Raw genomic sequence first — 26,285 nt, forward strand, 5'->3', positions numbered from 1 at the left:
CATTTGATGAACGCGCACGACCTGCAGAGGGCCCGTGTCCTTAATCAAGGCTCTTACGGGGGTGGGCCGGTGGTTTGCTGGCTCAGCCGTGATCAACGGGCGGATGACAACTGGGCGCTGCTCTATGCTCAACACCTGGCCCTGAGCCGCCAGGCGGCGTTGGCGGTGGTTTTCAATCTGGTCCCACACTTCCTCCAGGCCACATATCGGCAATACGATTTTATGCTCAAAGGCCTCGAGGAGCTGACCCAGAATCTTGGGCAGAAGAATATTCCTTTCTTCCTGCTCCAGGGAGAGCCGGCCGCAACGATCCCGATGTTTCTCGCTCAGAGTCGGGCCGGAGCGGTAGTAAGCGATTTCGATCCGCTGCGGATCAAACGCCAGTGGAAGGACCAGGTTCTGCCGCGTCTCAGTATCCCGTTCTACGAAGTGGATGCCCATAACATCATCCCGTGCTGGCTGGCCTCTGCCAAACAGGAGTTTGGCGCCTATACCCTGAGGCCGAGGATTCATCGTTTATTGTCAGATTTTTTGACGGAGCCCCGGTCGATAGAAATCCACCCATTTCGATGGCCCGATTCAGTCCCACAAATTGATTGGCGTTCGGTGTTGGCCAGTGCGGCCATGGACCGGAGCGTCCCGCCTGTTTCCTGGTGCCAGCCGGGGGAAAGTGCCGGTCGGGCAAGACTGACGTCATTCATTCAGCTGGGTCTGCCGCGATACCATCTGTCTCGTAATGATCCGATCCGGGAGGGCCAGTCGGACCTTTCTCCCTATCTCCATTTTGGCCAGATTGCCGCTCAACGGGTGGCCTGGGAAGTGCAGCGGGCCGTGGCGCCAACTGAAGCCAGACAGGCCTTCCTGGAAGAACTCATCGTCCGGCGGGAGCTGGCAGACAATTTCTGTTGGCATAACCCCGACTACGACAGGTTTTCCGGTTTTCCGGCCTGGGCCCAGGAGACCCTCAATAAGCACCGGACTGACAGGCGGGATTATCTCTACTCGCTTCGAGAATTTGAGTCGGCCCGGACGCATGATCCCCTGTGGAATGCGGCCCAGCTAGAGATGCTACATCGCGGCAAGATGCACGGATATCTCAGGATGTATTGGGCCAAAAAGATTCTGGAGTGGACCGCCTCGCCGGAGGAGGCGTTGGAAATTGCCTTATATCTCAATAACCGCTATGAGTTGGATGGGCGCGACCCTAATGGCTACGCCGGGGTGGCCTGGTCCATCGGCGGGTTGCACGACCGGCCCTGGGGCGAACGACCGGTGTTTGGCAAGATTCGCTTTATGAGCTTTTCGGGATGTAAAAGAAAATTCGAGGTCAAGACCTATATTGCCAGGATGGAATTGTGGGCTCAGATGCGGGACACAGAAGGGCTGGACGTTAATTAACTGCCGGCGGCCGAACTCTCGGGTATCGGGGAAGGAAGGGCTCGTACCCGGATTTTTTTCACCCGGCGTTCATCCGCCGCGATGGCGGTAAATTCCAGGTCTTGGGTAACCACGGTGTCATTGACCTGGGGGACCTTCCCCAAATGATGGATCATCAGACCGCCCACAGATTCAAATTCCCCCTCCGGTACCTCGACGCCGAAGTGTTCCGTCAGATGTTCGATATCCAGCCGGGCGTCTACGATGACGGATTGATCGTCCTGCGGGAGCAGGCGTGGCTCCTGAGTATCATATTCATCGTAGATCTCGCCGACGATTTCTTCGAGGATATCCTCGATAGTGATCAGACCGGAAGTGCCGCCGTATTCATCAATAACAATGGCGATCTGAATCTTTTTCTCCACAAAATCCCGAAACAGATCGATGATCTTTTTCGCTTCGGGAATAAAGAAGGCCGGCCGCAGGACGGTAGTAAGTTCAATGTCAGATTCCGGCTTATTCCAAAAGACCAACAGGTCCTTGGCCAGTAGGATGCCCTTGATGTTGTCGATATTGTTTTGATATACCGGCAACCGGGAATGGCCCCGCTTCAGAATCACTGCGATGATCTGGTGAATAGGATCATCTTGGGAAATGCAGGTGATATCTACCCGCGGGACCATGATCTCCCGGGCCAGGGTATCTTTGAATTCAAAGATACTTTCAATCATTTCACCTTCTTGGCGAGTAATGAAACCGCGTTCCTCCCCGGCCTCGAGGATGCTTTGGATCTCTTTCTCAATGGCTTCGGGGTGAGATAAATCTCGCCGGCGAAACCACCTCCGCCAGAGACGCCTCAATAGGTCGGGCCTGGTACTGTCGGGTTCGTCCATACTAAATCCTCATGTTTTTGCGTTCGTCAGTCAGAAATCGGGTCACCACGCCGATGTTCCGGGGAAATTCCAAACCCCGGTCAACCAGTTGTATTTCTCGGGTGGCGATCCGAAACACTTTTTCTGAGTAATCAATTGCTTTATCGGCATCGAAGCTCTTGCAGGAGAAGATGTCGATGCTCAGGTAACCTTTTTCAGGAAAGGTGTGCACGCTGATGTGACTTTCGGCAATCAGCACGAAACCGGAAAGACCCCAATCCTGGGGGACCTTGCCGGAATATTTAAAGGCGTAGGGGGGCATGATCTTCGTCATGTGGATTACATCAGGACATTGATTCAAAAATTCGTAGATGCGGTCCAAATCCGTCAGATAATCATACGGACACCCATAACCATCCAGCATCAGGTGCTGGCCAAAGCCAACCTCAGGTTTTTCCAATTCACGGCCCCTCCCTTTAGACGAACTGTAATACAGGCCTGCCCCATTTGGGGCAGCCTTTTGCTTCAGGTGCAATGTGCCATAAACCTCCTTAACCAAAAATCGGTGGTGTGACCACCCATAAAATTCTCACTTCCTGTTTGCCTAAATTCACCACGGCATGCTCCCGGTCAGACCGGAAATAAAAACATTCGCTCTGTTTCACTCTAAAGGTGCTGTTATCCAACCTGAGGCTGACGGCACCTTTGAGTACGATACCGAATTCCTCGCCTTCATGGGGTTCCTGGGGCGGTAAAGCCGCACCGCCGGCCAAAGTCACCAGTACCGGGTCCATCATCCGGTTCTGGGCGTCCGGGACCAGAACCTCAACCCGACATGCAGTAGTGGAATTCGAGGTGGTAATCCGGGCACTCTGTGGATAAACTACCCGGTCTTGGGGCAGATCTCGGAAAAAATCAGCCAGGGACACCCCCAACACGTCCAGGATGTCTTTTAACGTGGCTATGGAAGGGGAGGTCTGATCCCGCTCCAATTGGGAAATAAACCCCTTGGTGAGATATGCCCGGTTGGCCAGTTCTTCCTGGGTTAGAGAATTGGCCTGGCGCAATCTTTTGAGTTTTTCACCAATCTTCATGGCTTATTCAGTTTAATGATAATAAACAAATTGTTTAGTAATAGAATTTTATTTATAATGCCTTTTGGCCGCGCCGTCAAGAAATTTTTATGGTATTTGCGAGAATAATTTTAGAGTTATTCAGACCGGGCGCCCTTGAGAAGCCATTGCCGGCGAAAACGCTACCCTTGAATGATTCGGTCCTGGGGACATAATCGACTATTTGGCGCCTGGATAGCGAAACCTGCCCGGGAAGTTGGCAACCGCCATGAGCCTCGCTAACCTAAAAGACGGCGTGCACCGCACGCCCTATGAAAAGGATCGGGAAGGTGTCAACTGTTATGAGCTTCATTGACCGCAGGTAAAAACACACAATGTGAGTATGTTCGGAGGACCGGGAAGGTGTCAACCGCTCTGAGCTTCGTTAACTTTGGACCACGCCTCCCAAAAACTATATCGGGGAAAATAAATGTAAAACAACGCTATCGACAGGACCATAAGCAGATAGTAATCGCGGGAGATGCCGCTCAATAAGAACAGCAGGAGTCCAAAGACAGCTGGCAGTTCTGCCAGGGCCAGAGAAATAAGGTGAGCCATCGATAACTTCCGGATGAGAACTTCTGGGGTGTCTTCCAACTGTTTTACCAGGATTCTTTTCCTGAAAAAGTTGATCATAAAATAAACGGCGAAGGAGAGAAAGACAAACACCAGGCGAAGGTTCTCTAAAAGAGATGGCATTGAAAAAGGAGGGGTGACATGGCGATATCGGAAGACTTCGACAATGACGGCGTAGAGGAATAGGGATCCGAGCATGGCGCCGCTGATAATGGCATTGATCCTGAAGGCTTTAATTAATGGTGTGGCAGAATTCATAGTATTATCCATGATCTGTAAGTCACGCGCCAGCCGGGTAAACAGACTGTCATCGATTTGCTGTTCTTGATCGACTCACCTCGGAATTTGGAACTCAAAACTTTTTTCATGGTTGTTGATCCTTTCAAAAAACGATTGGGGGATTTCCATTGTTAGCTGTCCGGGGTATAGTTAAATAATATAAGATACCCTACGCTCGCAAGGATAAAAGAAAGCGGGGGCGAGAGATCGATTCTTGACGGCAGCGGGGACATCGGGAAGGAGTCCGAAGCCGTTCTCGTTTTTTAAAGACAAAACCGCAATGTCGGCAGACCGCCGGGATAATGACAAAATGATAATCCGGGCCAGGAGCTTGGGCAATATGCTCAAGGTTATCGAGTACCTCTTTTTCTGACAATGACATTATCTGGGACAGCTCCCGGATGGAATAATCCTGTTTCTGCAGCAGAGCTTTAATGGCCTGGCGGGGGGTCAATTGTTTTTCAGGTTCCACGGAGCACCATGCGCTACTTGATTATGGGGGTCGGCGCCTTAGGGACGGTCTTCGGCGGGTTTCTCCGCCGGGCTGGCCACGCCGTTGATTTTATCGGTCGGGGAAGGCACTTTGAGGTCCTGTGTCGCCAGGGACTGGCCATTGACGGCATCTGGGGAGAGCACCGGTGGGGGCCGATAGAAGGCATCCCGGTTGATCTCGCCAATATCCAACCCTATGATGTTATACTGCTCTGTGTCAAATCCTTCGACACCGAGGCGGCCTGTCAACGGGTACGCGATCTGTTGGTCCCGCGAGGGCTGATTATCTCCATCCAAAACGGCTTGGGTAATCTGGAGACCATTGCCCAGATCTGCGGACCTAACGCTACTATCGGCGCCCGGGTGATATTTGGGGCTCAAATCCGCCAACCTGGCATTGCCACCGTAACTGTTTATGCCGATAAGGTCCTGTTGGGGGCGTTGCTTCCGGACAACAACCGCAACCGGCGGCTGCGCCAGGCTGTAGCTGACCTCAATAAGGCAGGCATCCCGACGCGCCTAGAAGATAATATTATAACCCCCATCTGGGAAAAAGTCCTGTATAATTGTGCCCTCAATCCCCTGGGGGCCATCCTCGGCGTGACGTACGGCGACCTGGCCGCCAGCTCCGATACCCGGGGACTGATGTTCTCACTGATTGAAGAGATTTATCAGGTAGCCGCCGTCAAACAGATTCCCTTGAGCCATACCACGGCCCAGAGTTATTTTCAGCATTTTCTGGAGCGACTGGTGCCGCCCACCGCCGCGCATTATCCTTCCATGCTTCAGGATTTACAACAAGGGCGGCGGACCGAAATCGAGGCCCTCAACGGCGCCATCTGCCGCTATGGCAAACAACACCGCATCAGAACCCCTTACAATGAAAGTATTACCCAACTCATCCGATTTCGCCAGACCTTGGCAGGGGTATCCAAATAATCGGTGACATAAAAGTTTATGTCTGGACTTTGAGCCTTCTTAGCCCGGCAGGAAAGTTTTTCACACTTTGCAGTAAAATTTCTTATACCAATATATAATCATAAATATAAATAAGATAGAGTTTTAAAGAATGAATTCAAGGGATAATGGTTCAATATTTTGGTTTATGGGCATTCCTGCAACCAATAGCCGCATGACTTATAACTATTTAATATTACAGTGGTAATAAATAATACCGACGACATTTAAATATTGGCATGGACCCTGCATATAATAAAAGGCAAATATGAACAATTAAGGTCTCCAATTCCCCCCTTAATCAAAGTTCATATACCATTTTCTCCCCATACCCGCTGACCGGATGCCTCCCCCGTCCGGTCAGTTTTTTTTGGTAGAACGGCGATAAATTGATCGAGGAGGAAAGGATTACGCTCACCCGATTAATTTATCTGATCAGGTGGGGGGAGTTTGGTTACGGGTTAGTCCGATCAGCGGGTTTTTTCATTTCGGTCAAGCGGTCAAAGCAACCCTCGGCGTCTAGTTGATCCTCTAAAAATCTGGTAATTGTCACCAAGGCAGGGTGTTCTTTAAAGAGTCGCTGTAGTCCCACCCGATCTCCCCAATTTGGAAAAGGCACGTCAAGCTGAAACTCATCGATAATGACGTGATAGAGTTCGATCTGCTCCATTTCGGCCTGCCGCATCTGGCCCTCCACCTGGAATAAGAGTTTACGCAGTCGATTCAGGTAGAGTTCCCGTTCCTGAAACTCTCGCCGTTTGTGATCTAAAAGATGCAATTTATGCTGGCGGCTCAGTTCACTAAAGGGAATAACGTTGCTCATGGACCTCTCACCTCAGCTCCGAGCAGGTTTAACGGGATGGTGCCCGGCGGTGTTCTGATTGAAAGCGGACCCTAAGTTTGCGTCTTGTTATGGGTGGGGATAATTCAACTATCTTGCCCTTATGTTTCAGATCGATTGAAAATCGGTAAAAGTTGTCTTTTCCATATCTGAAAAGAGTCCCTCTGCTGCGGTTACATGGTATATATTCTGCCAGCAGCGGAGGATCTCGCTCCTTTGAGCAAGGTAACATTTCAGTTGTTTGGGGCGAATACAAGATTCGCTTCTATCGGATGGGCACCGCCCACCATTCCTTGAGCTATTCTCTCAGGTAGCTGAAGTATACTGAGCAAGTCAAGGTACGTTTCTAATGTATCATTCCGGGTTGCAGATTCAAGGTAAAAAGAGTATTTTGCTATAATAATCAGAAATTGTGCTTGATGCCGAAGGGGTAGAGTATGAACCTAAATTTTGAGAAACTTGATGGCCTGCTTCCCGCCATCATCCAGGACGCCGCTACCGGAGAGGTGTTGATGCTGGGGTTTATGAATCCCGAGGCCTGGGAAAAGACCCTGGCCACCGGCCGGGTCCACTATTTTAGCCGCACCCGTCAAAAACTATGGTGTAAGGGGGAGACCTCGGGCCATATCCAGTTGGTAAAGGAAATTTATCTCGACTGCGATGATGACACGGTTCTGATCAAAGTTGAACAGGTGGGGGGCGCCGCCTGCCACACGGGTTATCGCAGTTGTTTTTATCGTTGTTTGGAAAAAGGCGCCGTCAAAACCGTCGGCGTTCGGGTCTTTGATCCACAGGAGGTGTATGGGCGTGAATAACTTGAAGTTGGGGATACCCAAAGGGAGCCTGGAAAAGGCCACCATCGAGCTGTTTGGCAAATCTGGCTGGAAGATCAGCGTCAACGGCCGCAGTTATTTTCCTGATATTGATGATCCGGAGATAAGCTGCTCCATGTGCCGAGCCCAGGAGATGTCCCGCTATGTGGAAAACGGCACACTTGACTGCGGTCTGACCGGAAAAGACTGGATTATGGAGAACGATTCGCAGGTGACGGTGGCCGCCGATCTCGTGTACTCCAAGGTTAGTAAGAACCCGGCCCGCTGGGTGCTGGCGGTTCCCAAGGAGTCGCCTTATCAACGGCCCGAGGACTTGGCCGGCAGGAAGATCGCCACCGAATTGGTCAATTTTACCAAGAGGTATTTTGCTGAGCGCCATATTCCCGTTAAAGTGGAATTTTCCTGGGGGGCCACCGAAGCCAAGGTAGGAGCCGGGCTGGCTGATGCCATCGTCGAAGTCACTGAAACCGGTAGCACTATCCGTGCCCATGGTCTCAAGATCATCCACGAGCTTTTACAGACCAATACCCAGTTTATCGTTAACAACGACGTCTGGGAAAAGGACTCCTGGAAGAGGGAGAAAATCGAGAATCTCATTCTGCTGCTGAAAGGAGCGCTGCGGGCTGATAGGATGGTGGGTCTGAAAATGAACGTGCCGGAGGCAAATATGGAAAAGATGGTGAGTATCCTTCCCTGCCTGCAGGCGCCGACAATTGCCTCACTCTATCATACCGACTGGTACTCTGTGGAAGTTATCGTGGAACAGGCCAAGGTCCGCAATCTTATCCCGCAGTTGATCAAATTCGGGGCCACCGGCATCATCGAATACCCCCTGTATAAGGTGATCTAGCGTTTTTCCGGTTCCCGACCTGAAGTCCATCAGTTCTGACTGCTTTCCCTGATAGTCGCCAGGGGATTGCCCGAGGTCTGGCCGTCCTTGAGTTGTTGTCCATATAAATTAGTATATTCTGGTGATCACAACGAAGCATGAAAACAGAACCGTGGCAGCTGCTCACAATAATGTTTTTGCTGCTCACGGCTCACGGCTCACCGCTCACTGTTTTTATACAAGTGCTCATGTTCTGCCGAACACAACGAAGCATGAAAACAGAATCGTGGCGGCTGCTCACAATAATGTTTTTGCTGCTCACGGCTCACGGCTCACGGCTCACGGCTCACTGTTTTTATATAAGTTCACATGTTCTGCCGAACACAACGAAGCATGAAAACAGAATCGTGGCGGCTGCTCACAATAATGTTTTTGCTGCTCACGGCTTACGGCTCACGGCTCACGGCTCACTGTTTTTATACAAGTGCAGGGAGCGGCCCAGATTCCCGACGGCGTTGACCCGCCGGAGTCCGGTCAGACAAGTCTGGACCTTGGCGAGGTTACCCAAGGCTGCATATACTTCCGAAGAGCGGGCGTAGTACTGAAACGACTGCGCCGGGTCTCCTCGTAGCTCCCAGGCTTCCGCCAGTCCTAAAAGGTCGGCCGCCATGGCCGACTTCTGGAGCAGTTTGCGATCAGCGGCCAGGGCCTGGCTGAAAAAAGCTACGGCGCCCTCGGCGTTGCCCTGGCTGAGAGCCAACCTGCCGTGCTGGTAGTTCCAAGCTCCCTGTACTGCAGGATCCTGGGCCATACCACGGGCCTGTTCCAAAAAGCCGGCGGCGGTTGCGGTGTCCTGCTGGTCCAGGGCCAGTCCGGCCGCCTGGCACAGCACCTGGCCTTGCACCCTGGCGGCCCTGGCCTGCTGGGCCATCTGCAGGGCCATTGTGAGATACTGTTCGGCTTTTGGCAGATCGCCGACTTTTTGCGCCACGGTGGCCAGGTTGGCGAGGTTTGTTGCTGCCCCGGATCGATTTCCCAGGTCCTGGTTCATATCAAGCGCCCGCTGGAAAAGGTCTCGGGCGGCGGCAGCATCGCCCCGTGCCAGGGCCAGGGCCCCCAGGTTATTCAATTGGATGGCTGTACCGGAGGGATTATCGATACTCCGATTGATGCCCAGCGATTTCTGGAAGGCTTTCTCCGCCCGTTGCAGCTCCCCCTGGGAGAAGCATTCCTCCCCCTGGATGCTGGCATCCAAAGCTCGATTGACCTGGCGTCCGAAGGGATCATAGCGCCCGCCGCAGCCGGCAGCCAGGAAAGCTAACAGGCAGAGCGTGGCGCAATAGTCAAGGCGCATGGCGCGGCTCCACGTGGATCGGTTGGCTAGGAGGTGTCTCGGGCAGGGTCATCTTAACGATTGGGTTGGCTTTCACGGCGTCCAGGACCTCTTTGCCGGTACGGGCCGCCTCATCGGTCGTTTCCAGCAGCCCCGGTAGTTTCCGGGCGGCGTCCTGAAGCTCTGTGAGGAGGTTTTTAACCTGGTCAAGCTGTTGCCCGACGTTGTGAACCAGTCCGGGCACGTTCTCCGATGCCGCCTTGAGGTTTTTGGTAAGTTCTTCTGAGTTTTTCAAGATGGCCTCCACCCGACTCAGGGCCAATTCCAGACGGCCGTAAAAATCCTTCTGCATCAGCAGTTGCCCCAAGGTTCCCTTGGCCTCTAAGATGCTCACCAATACAGCATCGAAGTTATTGAGGGTAGTCAAAAGCTTCTGCTCATGGCTCTTGAGCTGCTCGCTTAGGAAGGCCATATTGGAAACAAACTGCTTGGCTTTCCGGAGGCTCTCCTCGGGTTGAAACTCTTCCAGATAATCGGCCAGGGTCTTCTGTACCCGGGAGGGGATGGTCCCATAAGCTTCGATGGGCGGATAGCCATAGGTACCAGGGCTGATGCTAAGAAACTCGCTGCCAAGAATAGTTGGACTTTCCACTTCGGCAATGGAGTCCAATCGGATCAAGTCACTGTATTCGGCGTCGACTCTGATGGTGATGACTACCTGATTTTCATCGCGCAACCGGCTGATGCGCAGACGGGTCACCTTGCCGATTTCGGTGTTAAACATTTTGACTGCCGATCCGGGTTGGAGATTGTAGCTCTGCGGAAATTTCACCTGATACGTCTGCTGTCGCTGAAACCAGCCCTTGCCCAGGCCGATGAGCAGAACCAGACTCACCCCCACAATCAGGGTCAGGAACAGGAATAGACCGGCCAATTTTTCACTGCGGGTATAGGTTTTTATCATGCCGGCAAATGTCCTCAACAGGTTTCGGCAAGTGGGGTCGGTGCTTCAGGTGTTTCAAACGAAAACTTTAAAATAAAACGTAACACTTAAGTTGTTTGGGGCGAACACCGGATTTGCCCCTACGGATGGGCCTGTTAGTTCGGACCAGATTTAATAATCGGCCAGGCGGCGGATGATGCCGGGTATAGTGGCGGTGGCCAACTCGGCTAAAGAGCCCCCGCCCAAAACCACCTGTAGCGGAATCTTTAAAGCCTCAGCAGTGTCGAGCATAACCTGGCAGATCTGGAAAAAGGCCTTTTCGGTTAAGCCGATGGAGCCGTAATCGTATTTATGGGTATCGAAACCGTAGTACCAGACTAACAGTTCAGGCTTGAAGTCCAGGACAAGTGGAATGTGGCTTTGCACCGCCGCGAGATATTCCTGATCAGGATCTTGGCGCCAAGAATACTGATAGACGTCAACGTCGATCTTAGTGCCGTCCTCGGACCGGTAATCTTCGTCGCAAAAGCACAGATGTAAAACCTCCGGGTCATGCTGCACCAATTGTCGGGTGCCATCCCCGTGATGGGCATCGGTGTCGACTATGGCAAAACGCCGCAATGACGTGACTTCCCGAACCTGGGTCAGGGCGATGACCACGTCGTTAAAGCAGCAGGCCCCCCAAAAACTCCGGTAACCGGCATGATGTCCGCCGGCGCCGATAAAGCAGAAAGCCCGGTCCAATTCTCCTTTGGCCAGCGCCTCCATAGCTGCCACGACGCCGCCCACCGATTCGTAGGCAGTGGAACACATCCGGTCCCGGGCTACTCCTTGGAGCATTTCCGGGGCGTGCACTTTGAGAATCAATTCCTTTGAGGCGCGTGGGCATTCAAATAAGCTGATTTCCGGTCGCTGCAGTAATTCCTCCAAGGCCTCGGGAAAATCACGCAGACGGTTGCCTACTGTGAGGTAGCTTTTACGACTGAATGATGGATGGTAAAAGATGCCGATCCGCGCCATATATCCCCCCTCCCTCAAGGCTGATCGCTGAACTTTTAATATAATAATTCGTTTCTCTTGAAATTCATAGCTGATGGCTGAATGCTTAAAGATATGATATGCTATTTTCCTTTCTAATAGCAATAAAATCTGTGGTTTTCAAGGGTGTCGCTCTGAGGAAACGGGTGATCGGCTTTTGCAATTGACAGTCATAAAAATATTTTGATAAACTCACCACTTAGGTTAAATAGCGTCATGAGATGCACGTATTTGGCGTTTCCAGTCCCTGCGATGGCAATCATGAGGGAAATCGATGTCAGTGTTCAGGTGGATCTTAGTACTTGCTTTGGTTGGAATTGTAGGGATCTTGGGATGGAGCACGTCTTTGCATGCGGGGAAGGAGCAGCAGATGCAGTTGAGCGAACAGGATAAAAAGACCCTGCACGAGATTGCCCGCCAGAGTATTGGCGCCGTTTTGCAGAACCAATCACCCCCGGCTCTGACGATCAGGTCGCCGATTCTGAAAGAAAGACGGGGTGCCTTTGTTACCCTGCATCTTCAGGGGCAGTTGCGCGGCTGTATCGGTCTGATCCAAGCCGTCAAGCCTCTGGCTCAGGCTATCCAGGAGATGGCCCGGGCGGCGGCCTTTCAGGACCCGCGCTTTCCACCATTGACCCCCCGGGAATTCAAGGATGTTGATATCGAGATTTCGGTATTGACGCCACTGCGCTTAATCGGGAGCGTCGATGAAATTCAGGTCGGTGTCCACGGACTGTATATTGAGAAAGGATTTCACCGCGGGTTGTTGCTGCCCCAGGTGGCCACAGAGCATCATTGGGATAGGGATACTTTTCTGCAACACACCTGTCTAAAAGCTGGCCTTTCTCCCGAGGCCTGGCGGGATCCGGAAGCCAAAATCTACGCTTTCAGTGCTGACATTTTTTAACCAAAAAGCCGGACGGAGATTCCGGGCTGGCACCGTCAAACTTTCCATTGAGGTTGATAATGACCATTCCCAATACTTCGCCTGAAGAGACACTGCCGACGCCGTCTCCACCCTCCCCGCCGCCAAGCGGGTGGCGTCGCTATCGCCTCATCATTATCTGTTTGGTGATACTGGTTTTTCTCGTTTATATCTTCGCCGCTTCGGAATCCAAGAGGGTTCAACAGACTATTCCACCGGAAGAGATTGTTGCCAAAAGCACGGAGCCGACGATTGGATTAGAGACCGAGGTTCCGGAGAGATTGCCGGAGCCTGAGCCAGCCCCGGTCAGACCTGCTCCGAGCATTGTTCCCGAGGCGGGCAAACCATCTGAGCGGCCTGAACCAAAGATCGGCGGCTTACCGGGGAAACCGGGGGAACCGACCGAGGAGAAGACCACGACGTTGCCGCCGCTGCCCCTGCCCAGCCCGGTCGTAGAGGCGAGCGGCAGAAAGGTGAAAGGTGAGGCCTTCACCCGCTCCTTAATCAAGATTATGGATGATGAGGTGAATAAGTCCTTCTTCGGATGGCGGCCCAATACCATTATCTTCGGCATCTTCGGCCTGACGGACGATAAAAATAACCTCCAGCTCGGGGTTCTGGAAGTGGCCCGGCGGACCGCGGTCGTGCTCAATGAAAATATGAGCCGGTTCGCCATGACCGAAGCCCAAAACCCCTATCTGAATGAGGCCATGAATTTCTTTATGGTCAGTGCCGACAAGTATTGGTTTCCTTCTGCTTCCGGCAAATATCGGGAGGCAATGTCGGATTTGGAGAGATACATCGACGATCTAAAGAACAATCGCAGCCGGTTTTATACCCGGGTGGATAATCTCATTGCCCTGATGAACCATTTCCGCGATCTCCTGGGGAGCGCCTTTCATAATCTTATCAAAGATACCGAGGCGGATGGCAAGTCCATTTCCTGGTTTGTCTGCGATGATTATTTTTATTTTTCCCAGGGCGTGGCCCTGGGAATGGCGGAGGTGTTAGAGGGGGTCAAGGAGGATTTCGCCGACCAGCTCCAGAAGAAGAACTCTTTTAAATTAGTGGAAGATGCCATCCACGCCCTGCACACCGGAGCCCATTTAAGTCCCTGGATTGTCACCAATGCCGCCAAAGATGGCATCCTGGCCAATCATCGGGCTAATATGGCCACCTATATCGGGGAGGCCGAGCATGTTATCTCTACCCTGGTGACGGTGTTGGCTACGAACTGAAACGGGTTTCTCCGGTTGCTGGCTTCCGGTTATCGCACAAGGTCGGCTGGAGAGAAGCCAAAGGCGGGGTCGAACCCCGCCTTTGGCGTTGGAATATTACCGGTTAGTCATGGTTTAGTCTTTGCGCCTCCGGAGACAGGCCGCCAGACGGGCCAGGCCGGTGCCCAAGAGGAGCATGGCACCTGGGAGGGGGACGGTGTTGACCAGTTCCGAACTTTCAGGAAGTCCCTGTATTTTAATAGCCACCGCCAAGCCGTTTTCAGGGAAGGAATCTTCAGTGGTATAAGGGCCAGGGTATAGCACGGCTGCCTTATATAATCCATCGAAGACAGCCTGGGTATTGAATCCTGTTTTAGGGTTAAAATAGAGGGATAACGATTCTCCGAAGCCGATACCTTTCTCGACGGGTTCTGTTTTGTTGAATTCTAAACCCATGAGAAAATCACCATCTTTTTTAAAATAGGATTTGAATTCCGGTACGGCTTCAGTAAGCGGGATCAAATCAATATTTCCCGACCATGCCATAGCATAATTGGTGTCCAGGATACCATCATAGAAGGCGATTTTAGTGATCGCACTGTCATTTGGTGGGTTTGAATAATTGTAGCTGAATTTAAAGAGCAGCGAATAGCCGGAGATCAAATCGCCAGGCTCATCGCTAACGTACATTTCGGAAGCCAAACCGGCCTTCGCCCCTTCTATCAGGTCACCACCAAAGGGGTAAAAGAAGTAGGTTGCAGTAGTTGCAGCGGCTTGACCTACGGATAATACGATAACGAGACCCAGCGCCAACACGAGTATTTTACTAGTTCTTTTCACATCTTCTTCCTCCGTATTCCCTTTCGGGAGCAATCATTCATACCATCCCAATTGCTTCCCCTACCACCTCCCTCCTTTTTGTCTCTGCCCACTTGCCCCGATATATCCTCCTCCTCTCATAAGGTAGCAGCAGGCAGAAGATATTAAGGCCAGAATACCTTTACTGCAAAACCGGAGTTACAATAATGTTTCAATCTTTAGACAGATTTTTCTACATTACCAGGGACTGGCAATTTTAGAATGTCTAGGTGCAAATCATATGCCAAATATTTTTTAATAATAATTATTCAATATTATAGGAAGTAATTATGTAACACTGTTTTAACCGCAGAGGTTTCTGCCAAAAAAGCTAAACATCTGGTTCAAAATATTTTACCTTAACTTAAGTCTCCTCATAGCTTCTAGCGCAGCAGGGGTCAATTCAAAGGATAAGCCTGGCTTATGAGAAGTAATATATATGGAAAATCAAACGGTTATAGTATAGTAATGGGGCGCTGTCGGGAGTCACATGCTATCCGGCCCCGTAGCGCCCAAGCGGGCGCTGGAGATCTTCTAACAGATTAAATCCAATTATGTTTTAGGGACTTTGGAACTGTTTGTCCGGATAACGTTCAGGGAATTTCCCGACGTTCTCTAGTTCGAAAGGTTGAACATCGGGAAATATTCAATGCGAATCCGGGGGAGGGTGATGTCTGAGCCACGGCACATTGTCTCAACAAGGTTTTTTTTCTTGAGTTGCCAAACAGGTTGTTCTACAGTAGGATCAGAATCTGTTGAAGGGGGATCGGCTATGCGCGTCGGCAAGATCATGATTCGAGATGCTATCACGGTATCTCCGGAGACCAGCGTCCTGGAGGCCATCAAGATCATGCAGGAGCTGGACATCCGGCATCTTCCGGTAGTGCGCCAAGGTAACTTCGCCGGCTGGCTCTCCTCCCGGGACCTCTATCAGGTGATGTTGGCAGCGATGCTGGAAGAAATTACCGTGGGGGAGATTATGAATACCAATCCCATCAGCGTCACCCCCGAGACCGGTTTAGAGGAAGCAGCGCATCTCATCCGGGAACATAAAATCGGCGGTGTCCCTGTCCTCAGTGGTCGCAAGCTGGTGGGCGTTTTAACTGTCATCGATCTGTTGTCGGCCTTTCTCTTCATGCTCGAGGCCTTGCAGAGCAGCTCTCGCCTGGATGTAGCCCTGCCCGAGGACCCGCTGGCCTATGAAGAGGCCTGTCGGCTCATCCGGGAGGCCGGGGGCGAGATTATTAACGTCGGTTTGGGGGCAGCCCAGGCTGGCAAGGAGCGGATCTACGCCTTCCGCCTGGCCAGGATAGACCTGAAACCGATTATTGCCAGCCTCAAAGACCATGGGGTGAAAGTAGTGGAACTGGTAGAATGAGGCGGTGGTCAGTGGTTGATAAGTTTTTTTCTGGAAAGTTATCAGTCCCCCCCGCTGGCGGGAGGGACAGAGTAAGGGGTATTAATTTACCAACTGCGCGGGTTAAGTTACGGTTAAGGGTAGTCAACCGGCAGCGATGATGGTGTCATGGAGCCAGTTAAGGTTGTCTTTTTCGGGGTAATCCAGGTTAAAGTGTAGCCCCCGGCTTTCTTTGCGCTGAAGGGCGCAGGTGATAATCAGGTCGGCGACGGTAGCGATATTGCGCAGTTCTACGAGGTCGCTGGTGATTAAAAAGTTCCAATAGTATTCATTGATCTCCTGCTGTATCATGTCAATCCGCTTTCGGGCCCGCATTAACCGCTTGTCCGTCCGCACGATGCCGACATAATTCCACATAAAACGGCGAATTTCATCCCAGTTCTGGGAGACCACCACGTTTTCATCGCTGTCGGTGGCGCCCGAGGGGTCCCAGGGCGGCGCTTCGGAAAACTTTGGTTTGGGGATGCCGGGGAGCATCTTTTGGGAGTGGCTTGCTGCCACATGGGCAAAAACCAGGGCCTCCAGGAGGGAGTTGCTGGCTAGGCGGTTGGCGCCGTGCAATCCGGTCATGGCTACTTCGCCCACGGCGTACAGGTTGGTGATGTTCGTGCGGCCAATATCGTCGGTAGCCACCCCGCCGCAGGTATAGTGGGCCGCCGGTACCACCGGAATGGGCTCCTTGGTGATGTCGATCCCGTATTCAAGACATTGCTGATAAATGCCAGGGAAACGGGCTTTGACAAAATCCTTGGATTTGTGGCTGATATCAAGGAAGACACAATCATCGCCGGTCTTCTTCAGTTCAGTATCGATTGCCCGAGCCACGACGTCCCGGCAGGCCAGATCCTTGAGCGGGTGGTATTTGGCCATAAAGGGGGTGCCGTGTTTATTTACCAATATGCCGCCCTCGCCCCGCACTGCCTCGGAAATAAGGAAGTTTTTGGCTGCTGGGTGGTATAGGCAGGTAGGATGGAACTGGATGAATTCCATGTTGCCGATCTCGGCCCCGGCTCGGTAAGCAATAGCCAGGCCGTCGCCGGTAGCGATATCGGGATTGCTGGTATAGAGGTAGACCTTGCCGGCCCCGCCGGTAGCTAACAGAATAATCGAGGCAATGAAGGTGTGTACCTCGCCTGTAGGTCCGTTGAGCACGTAGGCACCGACACAGGATTCTTCGGCATTGGCAACCACGGTCCCGCGGCGCACCAGTTTGTGTCGGGTGATAAGGTCGACGGCAATGTGGTTTTCGAAGACGCTGATGTTAGGCTGCTCCAACACTCGGGCCACCAGGATGCTTTCGACTTCCTGACCGGTCATATCGTGGGCATGAATGATCCGCCGGCAGGAATGCCCGCCCTCGCGGGTCAGGTCAAACTCCACCTCGCTGTTGCAGGCCAGATCAAAGTGGGCGCCTAAATTCACTAATTCCCGGATGCGTTCCGGTCCCTGACGTACTACTAATTCCACGACATCCTGGTGGCACAAGCCGTCGCCAGCGGCCAGGGTATCTTTGATATGCAGGTCAAAGCTATCCTGCGGACTGAGCACCGCAGCGATCCCACCCTGGGCCTGGCGGGTGCTGGTCTCCATGATGCCGCGCTTGGTAATCACATTTACCGATCCATAAGGGGCCACCTTTAAAGCGTAACTCAGTCCTGCCAATCCGGAGCCGATAACCAAAAAATCGGAGGCATATTCCATATCCCGTCACCTAACCAGAATATAATAAACAACTCACAATTAAAAGGAGCATCGCGCCAACCTGGCGAAAAAACAAGTCTGGCATGAACACCTGTCCGGTTTCCGGTTGTCAGTCAGAAATTATGTTCTGGAGAGGCGAGAAAATCATATCATCATGCCATGCAGCAGTCATGAGGAGCCCCTGATGAGCACCGACGTGAAGGTTCCTGCCTTTCAATAGTATTTCGAATAATCTACATGGAATAAGTTCTGCGCAGGCTAAAAAGCCTGTGCTGCCGTTAGATGATTTTTATGGTTCGTCGGTGGCCGCTGAGGAATGAACATTTATCTTGTATTAGAATATCTTGTTATCTTAACGGTAATGGTCCGAGAGGCACTTGACAGAGGCCCGATCATGCTTTAATATTAACATAAGTTCATAACAAGAACCAATCCGAACGAGACATGGGAAACTATGTTAAATAAAATCGGCTCGGTCAGGAGGATAGAGATGATGTATGCAAAGGGCCGCGGAGGCGGCGGAAGCGGATCTGGCGGAGGCGGCGGTAGAGGCCGCGGCGGAGGCGGCGGCAGGTGCGGCGGTGGCGCCGGTAGAGGTGCTGGAGGGGGCGCCGGTAGAGGCGGTGGAGGTGGATTTGGTCAAGGTGGAGGCCGGGGCGGTGGTGTTGCTGCCGGGGCTTTAGGCAACTGCATCTGTCCCTCGTGCGGCTATAAAGAGCCGCATCAACAGGGGATGCCGTGTTTTCAGAAACAATGTCCCCAATGCGGGGCAACGATGACGCGGGAAGCTTAAAATCCTTCCCATAAATCAACCACTTAAACAAGGCAATATATTGCAAGGAGGTATATCATCATGCCAGGTTTCGACGGTACTGGACCGAGAGGTCAGGGACCGGGGACCGGTTGGGGTATGGGGCCCTGTGGCACCGGTTTCCGAAGAGGCTATGGCGGCGGTTTCGGCCGCGGTTTTCGAGGTTCTCGCTCCCGTTGGGGCGGTTGGGGCCGTCCTCGTTGGGGTTGGGGTGCCTGGGAAGGCGGCTACGCCACTCCTGAGAGTGAGGCCCAGGCCTTGAAACAGGAGGAATCCTATCTCCAGAGCGAGCTGGAGGCTATCAAGCGGCGCCTGAGCGAAATTGAAGGTGCTTGAACGGAGCTGCTCAGCACGGCCCGGGTGAAAACCTGGGCCGTTGTGCTTGAAAGGCATGACGGCGCCATATTTTGGTAAGGTAAAAATCAGGCCGCCCAAGGCCCCCGGTTCTTCTGAAAAATAAACCGGGGGCTTTTTTATTCCCTCCTTTCTGTGATAAGGTACATAGAAAATAGGTTTCAAGTTGAACAGATTGGAGCCATCAGATTGCTGACAACTTGTTTGCCAGGTTTTGCGGGTGAATCATGGCAATGGGCCGTAGTCTGGGGGTTCGTATGCCGTCTGGCGGAAAAGAATCGTGGTGTCCGTATCTATCGGATAACTTAGAAATATCTCTTCTCCCAGCCCAATCTCGGAACTCGGAACTTGAAACTTGAAACTCAAAACTATACCCTATAACCCAAGAACCACGTCGTTTGTATTGTTCCTGTAAAAATTAAGAGATGCGTGCTTCAACCGGAGCGAAAGAGGAGGGTGCCATGGAATTTTCCACCATTCTTGTGGAGCAGCGGGATCAGTTGGGGTTTATTACCTTAAACCGGCCGGAGAAAATGAATACCTTCAGCAGTCAATTGGCGAGAGAGCTCAATGACGGACTGCGTCTTTTGGATCAGGACGAGGCTGTGCGAGTGATCATCGTCAAGGGAGCGGGCAAGGCGTTCTCCACCGGCATCGATATAGCGGAATTCCACGGCAAGAGTACCACGGAATACCAGGAGTGGATCGAACTCATGGATGAGATGCATCTGACCGTCGCCTCACTGGCCAAACCGGTTATCGCTATGGTGCACGGTTATGCGGTAGCCAATGGGGCGGGACTGCTGTTTGCGGCGGACTTCGCCTTTGTGGCCGAGGGTACGAAGATCGGCACCACGGCCATTAACGTCGGTCTGCTCTGTACCGGTCCGGTGATTCCGATCAGCTATGGTCTAGGCAAGAAAAAAGTTCTGGAAATGCTATTGAGTGGTGAGATGATCGACGCGGCGGAAGCCGAGAGGTTGGGAATGGTGAACAAGGTTGTGCCCCTGGACCGGCTCGAGGCAGAAACCTTGAAATTTGCCCAAAAACTTCTGGCCAAAAGCCCGCTGGCGGTCAAGATGGGCAAACACTTTTACTATCAGATGGTGGATATGCCTTTTAATCAGCGGTTCAATTATAGCAGCGAGGTATTTGCCCGGCTGTGCACCTCGGAGGATGCCAAAGAAGGGGTGGATGCCTTTTTGAACAAACGCAAACCGGTCTGGCGTGGAAAGTAAGTTCAGGTAGGATCACCTCCTGGCCGCAAACGTCAAAGAATTGAACCGACCCCGGAGGGCGAAGGGACATTCCATGGAAAAGAAGCTATTGCCCTTAGGGCTGTCTGACTGGTCGCATTTCATTATCCAGAGTATAGCTGATGGGGTTATCACGGTGAACGGAGAGATGCGGATTACCGATCTCAACCGGGCTGGAGAAAAAATTACCGGATACTCTCGGGCCGAGGCCCTCGGGAAGTATTGCGGCGATATCTTGCGGAGCAGCATGTGCGGCCGGGATTGCCCTTTAAAACAGGCGATGATCAGTGGTGAGGCAGTATCGCGGGAGGCGGTGCTGCACAATCGCCTGGATCAAAAAATTGAGGTGATGCTGACTGCTTCGGCTTTGCGGGACGACCATGGAAACCTTTTGGGAGGAGTAGAGACCTTTCGCGATAATGCTCCATTCAAACTTATGGAGAAAGAACGCCGCCAACTGGCGGGGATGTTTGCCCATGACCTTAAGGGTCCGGTGGTGGGAGTGGCAGGACTGTTGAATCGCCTCCGCCAGGGAAAGGTAGGGGAACTCAACGAACAACAGCAGGCTTTTCTGGAGACCATCTACCAGGAGATCCTGCGGTTGGAGAAGCTGATCAGCAATTTCCTGGATTTTGTCAGACTCGACCTGCATATTTTGAAGCCCCTGGCAAGCGCCATTCAGGTAGAAGCAGAGTGTCTGGCGGTGATCAACCGGTCCCGTCCCATGGCGGAAGCCAAAGGAGTCGATCTGCAGTTGGCATTTCCCCAGGAAGTCATTATCTTGAATGCCGATGCCGTTCTGCTGCAGCGGGCCTTGGGGAACCTGGTGGAAAATGCCATCAAATACTCCCCGCCACAGAGCCAGGTCATCTTAAAGGTGCAGGATTTGGGTAAGGAGATCCAATTTGTTGTCCAAGACCAGGGGCCGGGCATTGACCCCGATGACCTGCCGCACCTCTTTGACCTCCTCTACCGCGGCAAAGACTCGGGACAGGAGAGCGGCCTCGGTCTCGGTCTGGCCATTGTCAAGCGCATTATTGAAGCGCACAACGGCCGGTTATGGGTGAAAAGTGAATTAGGCCAAGGGGCCTCTTTCTTTTTTAATCTTCCCAAAGCCAACTTTGTCTAAGTCCGGATGTAAGTATTGATTGAGGGGTGGAGCGGTGCCGTACTAAGAAATAAGGTATTGGCTTGCGGCGGATGCCCGATTTATTTGTTTATTGACCTTGAATATTGAACTCTGGCGCAATACCAGGGGAGATGAGGGTAGGGTTGCGCCAGGACCCTGCCGGTATGAAAAGGAGAAGCTTATGCCCCCGGCTGATCTCTATCTGTTGCGACTGCAGTGGCTGCCCTATCTGAGTCTGGATGAATGCCAGGCCGCCGGTGCCGATGGTTGTGAAGATTTTCTGGTCCGTTTGCAAAACCAGGACCTGGATTTGGGAAATTGTCCCGGTTTAACTGCCCAGAAACGCTATGCTCTGCAAATAGCCCTGAAGGGGGCGGAACTGGCGCCGCCAGTGGAGGCCATGCAACTGCCGCAGCCCACGAACCCCGGGTTGTTTGAAATTAACGAGCCCGGGCCGCAGGCGCCGGTGTTAGTAAGCGGTAATAGTGAGATTACCCTGACGGTGTTGACGGCAGTGTTAGCCCTGACGGTCAGCCCTTTTTACCTGTTGTTGTTAGACTGCCGGGGGGATACGGTGGACATGGCGATGATCTTTGAGACGTTCACCCCGGCCAAACTAGCCGCGGCGTTGCAGGAGGAACAGGTAAGCGAAAAAGTCGAGCATCGGCGGCTGGTGATTCCCGGACTGGCCGCCTCCCTGGAAAAGCCTATGACGGAGGCAACGGGTTGGGAGATACAGGTGGGGCCGATCTGCGCCCTGGAGTTGCCGCTCTATTTTGGCGACTACTGGCTGCCGCCAACAGGAAGCTGACAGAAAGCTCATCGATAGCAGGTGTCTTCCCCTTGTCACACCGTTCTGCAGGGCTTATAATGGCGGTATACCTCAGTCGGGAGATGCAGCATGAAAAGAATTCTGGTGGTGGATGACGAGGAGCCTATCCGCAGTTATCTTAAGGAAGAACTAACCGAAGCGGGTTATGAGGTGCTTGTGGCTGCCAGTGCTCCGGAGGCCTTGAAAATCATTGAGCACCAGGATCTCAACCTGGTGATTCTGGATATCCGGATGCCGGGGATGACCGGAGTGGAGGCGCTCCCGCGTATTCTGGGACTGAAGGAGCATTTGCCGGTGATTCTCAACACTGCTTATTCCCAGTATCAACAGGATTTTATGGCCTGGGCGGCCAACGCCTATGTCATCAAATCCTTTGATCTGACCGAATTAAAGGAGAAGATTCGGGAACTCATTACCTAAAAGGCTTGTACCATGGATAGACTACGCAAACTGACAACGTTGATTATGGCAGGAGGACGGGGAGAGCGTCTCTTTCCGCTGACCCGAGAGAAGGCCAAACCGGCGGTGACGTTCGGCGGCATCTATAAAATCATCGACTTTACCCTGTCCAACTGCATCAACTCCGGTATCCGGCAGATTTATGTCCTGACCCAATACGGCAGTTTTTCGCTGGACCATCACCTGCGTATGGCCTGGGAGGTGGTGAATCCGGAGATGGGAGAATATATCTACAGCATCCCACCTCAACAGGTGACGGTAAATCGGTGGTATCGGGGCACGGCCGACTCTATCTATCAAAATATCAGCATCCTGCAAAGCGAGCGGCCGGACTACGTCCTGATCCTCTCCGGGGATCATGTCTACAAGATGAACTATATGGAGATGTTGAATTACCACATCGACAAGCGGGCGGATATGACGGCGGCCAGCGTAGAATTTCCGCGGCTTGAATCCACCGGATTCGGCATCTTGCACGTAGACGAGGACAACCGCATCATCAACTTTTTGGAAAAGCCCAAAGATCCACCGGGCCTTCCCGGCAATCCGGATGTCTCTCTGGCCAACATGGGGATTTATATCTTTAAGACGGAAGTGTTGGTGCAGGAGGTTATTAGAGACGCTCGGCTGCCCGAAAGTGACCATGATTTCGGCAAGAACATCATTCCTTCCATGGTTCAGCGCGCCATGCGGGTTTACTCTTATAGTTTCCGGGACGAAAATAAAAAAGAGGTACACTATTGGCGTGATATCGGCCGCATCGATGCCTTTTATGATGCCAATATGGACCTGGTAACGATCGATCCGGTGTTTAATCTGTACGACCCGGATTGGCCTATTCGCACCTATCAACGCCAGTGCCCGCCGGCCAAGACCATCTTTGGAGGCGACCCCGGCCACATTCAGGCGGGATTGGCGGAGGACACCCTCATCTCAAACGGCTGTATTATCAGTGGCGCTACAGTGAAGCGCAGCATCCTGTCTCCTAATGTCAGGGTCGATTACTATGCCGAGGTGTGCGACAGCATCCTTTTTGATGACGTCCATATCGGGGCACGGGCCAGGGTGCGGCGGGCGATCATCGAAGAAGGGGTCACAGTTCCGCCAGGTTTCAGTATCGGCTATGACCGGGAGGCGGATGTCCGCCGCTTTCCGGTCAGCGAAAGCGGGGTGGTCATCGTGCCCAACAATATCGATCTGAGGGTCGAATAATGCGGTTGCGGGCCTTGGCCGCCAAAGGGTTGCTTACCGCTACCCGGCTCTATCTGGTCCGGCATGGCCAGGTAGCGGATGGCTGTACGGATGTCTATAATGGCCACAATGATGTCGATCTGAGTCTTGCCGGTGTCAGACAGTGTCAGGCCCTGGCAGAATATCTACAAGACGTTCAGCTTGCCGGAATCTATAGCTCGGACCTGACCCGCACCCGGAGGGGAGCGGAAATGATCTGCCGGGGGCGGAACCTCGAAGTGGAGGTTTGTCCCGAGTTTCGGGAGCTGAACTTCGGCATTTGGGAGGGGTTAAGTTTTCAGGAGATCATGGAACGCCATCCCAGCGAGTTACGGCAACGTTTTAACGATCTGGCCAACTTCCGTATTGCAGGCGGCGAGAGCCTGACTGATATGCAGACTCGGGTGATACCCCGGCTGGAAGAGCTGCTTGCCCGTCATGCCGGGCAGGCCCTTCTCATCGTGGCCCATGCCGGCGTCAATCGGGTGATACTGAGTCAAGCCATGGGGTTGAGCCTACACCGGGTCTTTCATCTGGATCAGGCCTACGCCGGGCTGAATATTATTGATTACTATCCTGACCTGGCTGTGGTCCGGCTCCTGAACGGCATTTTCTATCCATCCTCCTGAGAGCGATGTCTGACGTGCTGAGAAGTTTGTGGAATTATTGTTTAAGATGTTTTTTTCAGCCCGTCATGGCGCTCCGTTCCGCTTTCCAGTAGTTCTTTCCTCAGCAGAGGCACCATCTGTTGGCGGATGGCATCTCGTACCCTTCTAAACTCGGTCATAATTTCCGCTTCCGGGCCGGTGGCTTGAGCCGGATCGGGAAAGCCCACGTGGATGAGACGGTCGGCGGCGAGAAATATAGGACACTCTTTTTGGGCCTGATCGCAGAGGGTGACGGCCAGATCAAACCGGTCGTCCCGAAACTCATCCAAGGATTTTGAGCGCTGGTTGCTGATATTAATGCCGATTTCAGCCATCACCTGAATGGCCCGGGGATTTACCCGGCTGGCTCGCACCCCGGCCGAAAAGGCCTGGATTTCTCCGCTGAGATAGTAATTGATTATTCCCTCTGCCATCTGGCTGCGGCAGGAATTTTCCGTGCACAGGAATAGGACTTTTTTCATCGGTCCTCACTGTTAGCCTGAAGGTGTCGTGATTGCGAAACGCAAGGCATTCATATCGGGTTATTGTGGGAGATGCCCCCCGGGTTTCAGGTAATTATCTTCTTGATTGCCGCTACGCTGGGGACCTTCCCGACGACCTTGAGCTCGCCGTCCACCACCAGGGCCGGAGTGATCATAACTCCATAAGAGGCAATGGTTTTAAAGTCTTTGACTTTGTTGACTTCGATATTTAATTCTAGTTCTCTTACAGCTTGCTGGACATTTTCCGCCAGTTGTTCACACTTGGGGCAACCCGGCCCCAAAACTTCGATTTTCATATTTTTCCCCTTAATTATGGTTTTTGGGTTGTCTTTGGCCGAATCTAGAGCCAGATTCTAATTCCTTGGTAGAACACATACATGCCGGCTAGAAAAAGGAGGCCGCCAGCAGTACGCTGTATGGAAACGCCAAGATTCGAGCCTTTCGAGGCCAGGAAGCTTTCCAATACTCCTGTGAAGGTCCCGGCCAGGATAATGAGAGTCCCCTGTCCCAGGGCATAGGCGAACAGGAGGGAACTGCCATACACGACTTTTTGTTGGACCGCTGCCAGAGTCAGGATAACCGCCAATACTGGACTGGCACAGGGAGAGAGCACTGTGCCAAAAAGCAGACCTAAAATGAAGGCTCCCAGCAGGCCCGTGCGTTGCGGGATAAGTTTTTGAGAGGTCTCTAATTTCAGGTGTATTACCCCGGCCAGATGCAGGCCCATGATGATGAGTACCCCGGCCAGGATGAAATTCCAGACGGGCCCATGCATGCCGAACATGGTGCCCATCAGCGAGGCCATAGCCCCCAGGAGGGCCATGATAAAAGCCAATCCGAGGACAAAGGTCAGGGAATAGAAAAAAGCCCGTTTTTTATTTTCCCCTGCATACCCCCCCACAAATCCGATGACCAAGGGGATGCTGGCCAGGATGCAGGGACTGGCAGTTGCCAACATGCCCCCCAGGTAAGAGGCCCCATAGGCCAGGATTGGCCGGGTTTGCATAACCTGAGTCAAGTAACCGGATAGATCCATGAGTTACCGCCTAGTTTGAGATAAAGTTCAAATCGTTGAGTTTTTTTATAAGAGAGCTCTCGGGCAGGGGGCCGATATGGCGGTCTACTTCTTTGCCCGAGGCATCCAGGAAGACCTGGGTGGGCACCGCGACAATTTTATATTTTTCAAAAAGTTCTTTTTCCTTGTCTGCATATAACAGCCGAATTTCCAACTGACTGCCGTACCTGTTTCTAATGGCAGTCAGAATTCGTTCCATTTCTTTACAAGATGGGCACCTGCCCAGGCCGAAGTCGTAGAGAGCGGGTTTGCTAGGGACGGATGAAGTCTCTTGGCCGTGGACCGGCATGATTGGAATCATCAGGAACAGACTGAAAATTAATACTGATCTGAAACAATTTTTCATAATGGGTAGCATAGCTGGCATCCTTTCAGAAAAATTCACATGA

Annotated in this window: 30 protein-coding genes; 15 read left to right on the forward strand and 15 right to left on the reverse strand. The window is 52.5% G+C overall.

Going from position 1 to position 26,285, the window contains the following annotated elements:
* Positions 1-6: 6 nt before the first annotated feature.
* Positions 7-1,398, forward strand: a complete 1,392-nt coding sequence (locus DESAC_RS07780) for a deoxyribodipyrimidine photo-lyase (protein WP_013706527.1) — start codon at positions 7-9, stop codon at positions 1,396-1,398.
* On the opposite strand, the gene DESAC_RS07785 is transcribed toward DESAC_RS07780, so the two are convergent.
* The 5 genes from DESAC_RS07785 to DESAC_RS07805 form a co-directional block, all read right to left on the reverse strand.
* On the reverse strand, positions 1,395-2,270 hold the full coding sequence (locus tag DESAC_RS07785) for a hemolysin family protein (protein ID WP_013706528.1): 876 nt from the start codon (positions 2,268-2,270) through the stop codon (positions 1,395-1,397). The two genes, DESAC_RS07780 and DESAC_RS07785, sit on opposite strands and share 4 nt — an antisense overlap.
* A 1-nt stretch (position 2,271) precedes the next feature.
* The gene (gene speD, locus DESAC_RS07790; protein WP_041284372.1) at positions 2,272-2,709 is read right to left on the reverse strand and encodes an adenosylmethionine decarboxylase; all 438 of its coding nucleotides are present in this window, start codon (positions 2,707-2,709) and stop codon (positions 2,272-2,274) included.
* Between the two features lie 91 nt (positions 2,710-2,800).
* Positions 2,801-3,343, reverse strand: a complete 543-nt coding sequence (locus tag DESAC_RS07795; protein WP_013706530.1) for a helix-turn-helix domain-containing protein — start codon at positions 3,341-3,343, stop codon at positions 2,801-2,803.
* Positions 3,344-3,727: 384 nt separating this feature from the next.
* Positions 3,728-4,195: a hypothetical protein gene (locus tag DESAC_RS07800; RefSeq protein WP_013706531.1), complete on the reverse strand. Its 468-nt coding sequence runs from the start codon at positions 4,193-4,195 to the stop codon at positions 3,728-3,730.
* 190 nt (positions 4,196-4,385) lie between these two features.
* A complete protein-coding gene (locus DESAC_RS07805; RefSeq protein WP_013706532.1) occupies positions 4,386-4,688 on the reverse strand; it encodes a transcriptional regulator in 303 nt (100 codons plus the stop codon).
* Positions 4,689-4,696: 8 nt separating this feature from the next.
* Here DESAC_RS07805 and DESAC_RS07810 point away from each other — a divergent pair, with 8 nt between their 5' ends.
* Positions 4,697-5,647 carry a ketopantoate reductase family protein gene (locus tag DESAC_RS07810; RefSeq protein ID WP_013706533.1) on the forward strand — a complete coding sequence of 317 codons (951 nt, stop codon included), beginning with the start codon at positions 4,697-4,699 and terminating at the stop codon, positions 5,645-5,647.
* Between the two features lie 472 nt (positions 5,648-6,119).
* Here DESAC_RS07810 and DESAC_RS07815 read toward each other — a convergent pair whose 3' ends face one another.
* Complete coding sequence (locus DESAC_RS07815; protein ID WP_013706534.1) at positions 6,120-6,488, reverse strand: hypothetical protein; 369 nt, start codon at positions 6,486-6,488, stop codon at positions 6,120-6,122.
* Between the two features lie 455 nt (positions 6,489-6,943).
* On the opposite strand from DESAC_RS07815, the gene hisI reads away from it, so the two are divergent.
* Together hisI and hisG are read left to right on the forward strand one after the other, a co-directional pair.
* Positions 6,944-7,321 (forward strand): phosphoribosyl-AMP cyclohydrolase, encoded by a 378-nt coding sequence (hisI, locus tag DESAC_RS07820; RefSeq protein ID WP_013706535.1) that lies wholly within the window; start codon positions 6,944-6,946, stop codon positions 7,319-7,321.
* Entirely contained in the window at positions 7,308-8,189 is an 882-nt protein-coding gene (gene hisG / locus DESAC_RS07825) for an ATP phosphoribosyltransferase (RefSeq protein ID WP_013706536.1), read from the forward strand. The genes hisI and hisG overlap by 14 nt, the downstream gene beginning before the upstream one ends.
* A gap of 439 nt (positions 8,190-8,628) precedes the next feature.
* Here hisG and DESAC_RS07830 read toward each other — a convergent pair whose 3' ends face one another.
* The 3 genes from DESAC_RS07830 to DESAC_RS07840 all read right to left on the reverse strand — a co-directional run bounded on the left by DESAC_RS07830 (position 8,629) and on the right by DESAC_RS07840 (position 11,464).
* Positions 8,629-9,522 (reverse strand): tetratricopeptide repeat protein, encoded by an 894-nt coding sequence (locus DESAC_RS07830; protein ID WP_013706538.1) that lies wholly within the window; start codon positions 9,520-9,522, stop codon positions 8,629-8,631.
* Positions 9,512-10,465: an MlaD family protein gene (locus tag DESAC_RS07835; RefSeq protein WP_013706539.1), complete on the reverse strand. Its 954-nt coding sequence runs from the start codon at positions 10,463-10,465 to the stop codon at positions 9,512-9,514. The genes DESAC_RS07830 and DESAC_RS07835 overlap by 11 nt, the downstream gene beginning before the upstream one ends.
* Before the next feature lie 150 nt (positions 10,466-10,615).
* Positions 10,616-11,464: an arginase family protein gene (locus DESAC_RS07840; protein WP_013706540.1), complete on the reverse strand. Its 849-nt coding sequence runs from the start codon at positions 11,462-11,464 to the stop codon at positions 10,616-10,618.
* 292 nt (positions 11,465-11,756) lie between these two features.
* On the opposite strand from DESAC_RS07840, the gene amrA reads away from it, so the two are divergent.
* Both amrA and DESAC_RS15230 read left to right on the forward strand, forming a co-directional pair.
* Positions 11,757-12,389: an AmmeMemoRadiSam system protein A gene (gene amrA, locus DESAC_RS07845; protein WP_013706541.1), complete on the forward strand. Its 633-nt coding sequence runs from the start codon at positions 11,757-11,759 to the stop codon at positions 12,387-12,389.
* A gap of 59 nt (positions 12,390-12,448) precedes the next feature.
* Positions 12,449-13,645: a DUF2333 family protein gene (locus tag DESAC_RS15230; protein WP_013706542.1), complete on the forward strand. Its 1,197-nt coding sequence runs from the start codon at positions 12,449-12,451 to the stop codon at positions 13,643-13,645.
* 114 nt (positions 13,646-13,759) lie between these two features.
* On the opposite strand, the gene DESAC_RS07855 is transcribed toward DESAC_RS15230, so the two are convergent.
* Positions 13,760-14,464 (reverse strand): VPLPA-CTERM sorting domain-containing protein, encoded by a 705-nt coding sequence (locus DESAC_RS07855; RefSeq protein WP_013706543.1) that lies wholly within the window; start codon positions 14,462-14,464, stop codon positions 13,760-13,762.
* Between the two features lie 790 nt (positions 14,465-15,254).
* Here DESAC_RS07855 and DESAC_RS07860 point away from each other — a divergent pair.
* Positions 15,255-15,860, forward strand: coding sequence for a CBS domain-containing protein (locus tag DESAC_RS07860; RefSeq protein WP_013706544.1), 606 nt, complete (start codon positions 15,255-15,257; stop codon positions 15,858-15,860).
* Positions 15,861-15,983: 123 nt separating this feature from the next.
* Here DESAC_RS07860 and nadB read toward each other — a convergent pair whose 3' ends face one another.
* Complete coding sequence (nadB, locus tag DESAC_RS07865; RefSeq protein ID WP_013706545.1) at positions 15,984-17,600, reverse strand: L-aspartate oxidase; 1,617 nt, start codon at positions 17,598-17,600, stop codon at positions 15,984-15,986.
* A 497-nt stretch (positions 17,601-18,097) separates the two neighbouring features.
* Here nadB and DESAC_RS16430 point away from each other — a divergent pair, with 497 nt between their 5' ends.
* From DESAC_RS16430 to cobC, 8 genes are all read left to right on the forward strand, one after another.
* A complete protein-coding gene (locus DESAC_RS16430; protein ID WP_013706546.1) occupies positions 18,098-18,283 on the forward strand; it encodes a hypothetical protein in 186 nt (61 codons plus the stop codon).
* 170 nt (positions 18,284-18,453) lie between these two features.
* Entirely contained in the window at positions 18,454-18,747 is a 294-nt protein-coding gene (locus tag DESAC_RS07875; protein ID WP_013706547.1) for a DUF5320 domain-containing protein, read from the forward strand.
* A gap of 479 nt (positions 18,748-19,226) precedes the next feature.
* Positions 19,227-20,003 (forward strand): enoyl-CoA hydratase/isomerase family protein, encoded by a 777-nt coding sequence (locus DESAC_RS07880; protein ID WP_013706548.1) that lies wholly within the window; start codon positions 19,227-19,229, stop codon positions 20,001-20,003.
* Between the two features lie 73 nt (positions 20,004-20,076).
* Entirely contained in the window at positions 20,077-21,150 is a 1,074-nt protein-coding gene (locus tag DESAC_RS07885; RefSeq protein WP_013706549.1) for a sensor histidine kinase, read from the forward strand.
* Between the two features lie 181 nt (positions 21,151-21,331).
* A complete protein-coding gene (locus tag DESAC_RS07890; protein ID WP_041283868.1) occupies positions 21,332-21,961 on the forward strand; it encodes a hypothetical protein in 630 nt (209 codons plus the stop codon).
* Positions 21,962-22,051: 90 nt separating this feature from the next.
* On the forward strand, positions 22,052-22,402 hold the full coding sequence (locus DESAC_RS07895; protein ID WP_013706550.1) for a response regulator: 351 nt from the start codon (positions 22,052-22,054) through the stop codon (positions 22,400-22,402).
* A gap of 12 nt (positions 22,403-22,414) precedes the next feature.
* Positions 22,415-23,653 (forward strand): glucose-1-phosphate adenylyltransferase, encoded by a 1,239-nt coding sequence (glgC, locus tag DESAC_RS07900; RefSeq protein WP_013706551.1) that lies wholly within the window; start codon positions 22,415-22,417, stop codon positions 23,651-23,653.
* Positions 23,653-24,300 carry an alpha-ribazole phosphatase gene (cobC, locus tag DESAC_RS07905; protein WP_013706552.1) on the forward strand — a complete coding sequence of 216 codons (648 nt, stop codon included), beginning with the start codon at positions 23,653-23,655 and terminating at the stop codon, positions 24,298-24,300. The genes glgC and cobC overlap by 1 nt, the downstream gene beginning before the upstream one ends.
* Positions 24,301-24,341: 41 nt before the next feature.
* Here cobC and DESAC_RS07910 read toward each other — a convergent pair whose 3' ends face one another.
* From DESAC_RS07910 to DESAC_RS15235, 4 genes are all read right to left on the reverse strand, one after another.
* Positions 24,342-24,800 (reverse strand): arsenate reductase ArsC, encoded by a 459-nt coding sequence (locus DESAC_RS07910; protein ID WP_013706553.1) that lies wholly within the window; start codon positions 24,798-24,800, stop codon positions 24,342-24,344.
* Between the two features lie 86 nt (positions 24,801-24,886).
* The gene (locus DESAC_RS07915; RefSeq protein WP_013706554.1) at positions 24,887-25,117 is read right to left on the reverse strand and encodes a thioredoxin family protein; all 231 of its coding nucleotides are present in this window, start codon (positions 25,115-25,117) and stop codon (positions 24,887-24,889) included.
* A gap of 44 nt (positions 25,118-25,161) precedes the next feature.
* Complete coding sequence (locus DESAC_RS07920; RefSeq protein ID WP_013706555.1) at positions 25,162-25,857, reverse strand: cytochrome c biogenesis CcdA family protein; 696 nt, start codon at positions 25,855-25,857, stop codon at positions 25,162-25,164.
* 10 nt (positions 25,858-25,867) lie between these two features.
* Positions 25,868-26,281 carry a thioredoxin family protein gene (locus DESAC_RS15235; RefSeq protein ID WP_169311516.1) on the reverse strand — a complete coding sequence of 138 codons (414 nt, stop codon included), beginning with the start codon at positions 26,279-26,281 and terminating at the stop codon, positions 25,868-25,870.
* Positions 26,282-26,285 lie beyond the last annotated feature (4 nt).

Source organism: Desulfobacca acetoxidans DSM 11109, from assembly GCF_000195295.1.
Taxonomy (GTDB): domain Bacteria; phylum Desulfobacterota; class Desulfobaccia; order Desulfobaccales; family Desulfobaccaceae; genus Desulfobacca; species Desulfobacca acetoxidans.

What these genes read in the sequence shown, in the direction of transcription:
- DESAC_RS07780 (WP_013706527.1), top strand. Translation starts at nt 7, where the DNA reads ATGAACGCGCACGACCTGCAGAGGGCCCGTGTCCTTAATCAAGGCTCT.
- DESAC_RS07785 (WP_013706528.1), bottom strand. Translation starts at nt 2,270, where the DNA reads ATGGACGAACCCGACAGTACCAGGCCCGACCTATTGAGGCGTCTCTGG.
- DESAC_RS07795 (WP_013706530.1), bottom strand. Translation starts at nt 3,343, where the DNA reads ATGAAGATTGGTGAAAAACTCAAAAGATTGCGCCAGGCCAATTCTCTA.
- DESAC_RS07800 (WP_013706531.1), bottom strand. Translation starts at nt 4,195, where the DNA reads ATGAATTCTGCCACACCATTAATTAAAGCCTTCAGGATCAATGCCATT.
- DESAC_RS07810 (WP_013706533.1), top strand. Translation starts at nt 4,697, where the DNA reads ATGCGCTACTTGATTATGGGGGTCGGCGCCTTAGGGACGGTCTTCGGC.
- DESAC_RS07815 (WP_013706534.1), bottom strand. Translation starts at nt 6,488, where the DNA reads ATGAGCAACGTTATTCCCTTTAGTGAACTGAGCCGCCAGCATAAATTG.
- hisI (WP_013706535.1), top strand. Translation starts at nt 6,944, where the DNA reads ATGAACCTAAATTTTGAGAAACTTGATGGCCTGCTTCCCGCCATCATC.
- hisG (WP_013706536.1), top strand. Translation starts at nt 7,308, where the DNA reads ATGGGCGTGAATAACTTGAAGTTGGGGATACCCAAAGGGAGCCTGGAA.
- DESAC_RS07830 (WP_013706538.1), bottom strand. Translation starts at nt 9,522, where the DNA reads ATGCGCCTTGACTATTGCGCCACGCTCTGCCTGTTAGCTTTCCTGGCT.
- DESAC_RS07835 (WP_013706539.1), bottom strand. Translation starts at nt 10,465, where the DNA reads ATGATAAAAACCTATACCCGCAGTGAAAAATTGGCCGGTCTATTCCTG.
- DESAC_RS07840 (WP_013706540.1), bottom strand. Translation starts at nt 11,464, where the DNA reads ATGGCGCGGATCGGCATCTTTTACCATCCATCATTCAGTCGTAAAAGC.
- amrA (WP_013706541.1), top strand. Translation starts at nt 11,757, where the DNA reads ATGTCAGTGTTCAGGTGGATCTTAGTACTTGCTTTGGTTGGAATTGTA.
- DESAC_RS15230 (WP_013706542.1), top strand. Translation starts at nt 12,449, where the DNA reads ATGACCATTCCCAATACTTCGCCTGAAGAGACACTGCCGACGCCGTCT.
- DESAC_RS07860 (WP_013706544.1), top strand. Translation starts at nt 15,255, where the DNA reads ATGCGCGTCGGCAAGATCATGATTCGAGATGCTATCACGGTATCTCCG.
- nadB (WP_013706545.1), bottom strand. Translation starts at nt 17,600, where the DNA reads ATGGAATATGCCTCCGATTTTTTGGTTATCGGCTCCGGATTGGCAGGA.
- DESAC_RS16430 (WP_013706546.1), top strand. Translation starts at nt 18,098, where the DNA reads ATGCAAAGGGCCGCGGAGGCGGCGGAAGCGGATCTGGCGGAGGCGGCG.
- DESAC_RS07875 (WP_013706547.1), top strand. Translation starts at nt 18,454, where the DNA reads ATGCCAGGTTTCGACGGTACTGGACCGAGAGGTCAGGGACCGGGGACC.
- DESAC_RS07880 (WP_013706548.1), top strand. Translation starts at nt 19,227, where the DNA reads ATGGAATTTTCCACCATTCTTGTGGAGCAGCGGGATCAGTTGGGGTTT.
- DESAC_RS07885 (WP_013706549.1), top strand. Translation starts at nt 20,077, where the DNA reads ATGGAAAAGAAGCTATTGCCCTTAGGGCTGTCTGACTGGTCGCATTTC.
- DESAC_RS07890 (WP_041283868.1), top strand. Translation starts at nt 21,332, where the DNA reads ATGCCCCCGGCTGATCTCTATCTGTTGCGACTGCAGTGGCTGCCCTAT.
- DESAC_RS07895 (WP_013706550.1), top strand. Translation starts at nt 22,052, where the DNA reads ATGAAAAGAATTCTGGTGGTGGATGACGAGGAGCCTATCCGCAGTTAT.
- glgC (WP_013706551.1), top strand. Translation starts at nt 22,415, where the DNA reads ATGGATAGACTACGCAAACTGACAACGTTGATTATGGCAGGAGGACGG.
- cobC (WP_013706552.1), top strand. Translation starts at nt 23,653, where the DNA reads ATGCGGTTGCGGGCCTTGGCCGCCAAAGGGTTGCTTACCGCTACCCGG.
- DESAC_RS07910 (WP_013706553.1), bottom strand. Translation starts at nt 24,800, where the DNA reads ATGAAAAAAGTCCTATTCCTGTGCACGGAAAATTCCTGCCGCAGCCAG.
- DESAC_RS07915 (WP_013706554.1), bottom strand. Translation starts at nt 25,117, where the DNA reads ATGAAAATCGAAGTTTTGGGGCCGGGTTGCCCCAAGTGTGAACAACTG.
- DESAC_RS07920 (WP_013706555.1), bottom strand. Translation starts at nt 25,857, where the DNA reads ATGGATCTATCCGGTTACTTGACTCAGGTTATGCAAACCCGGCCAATC.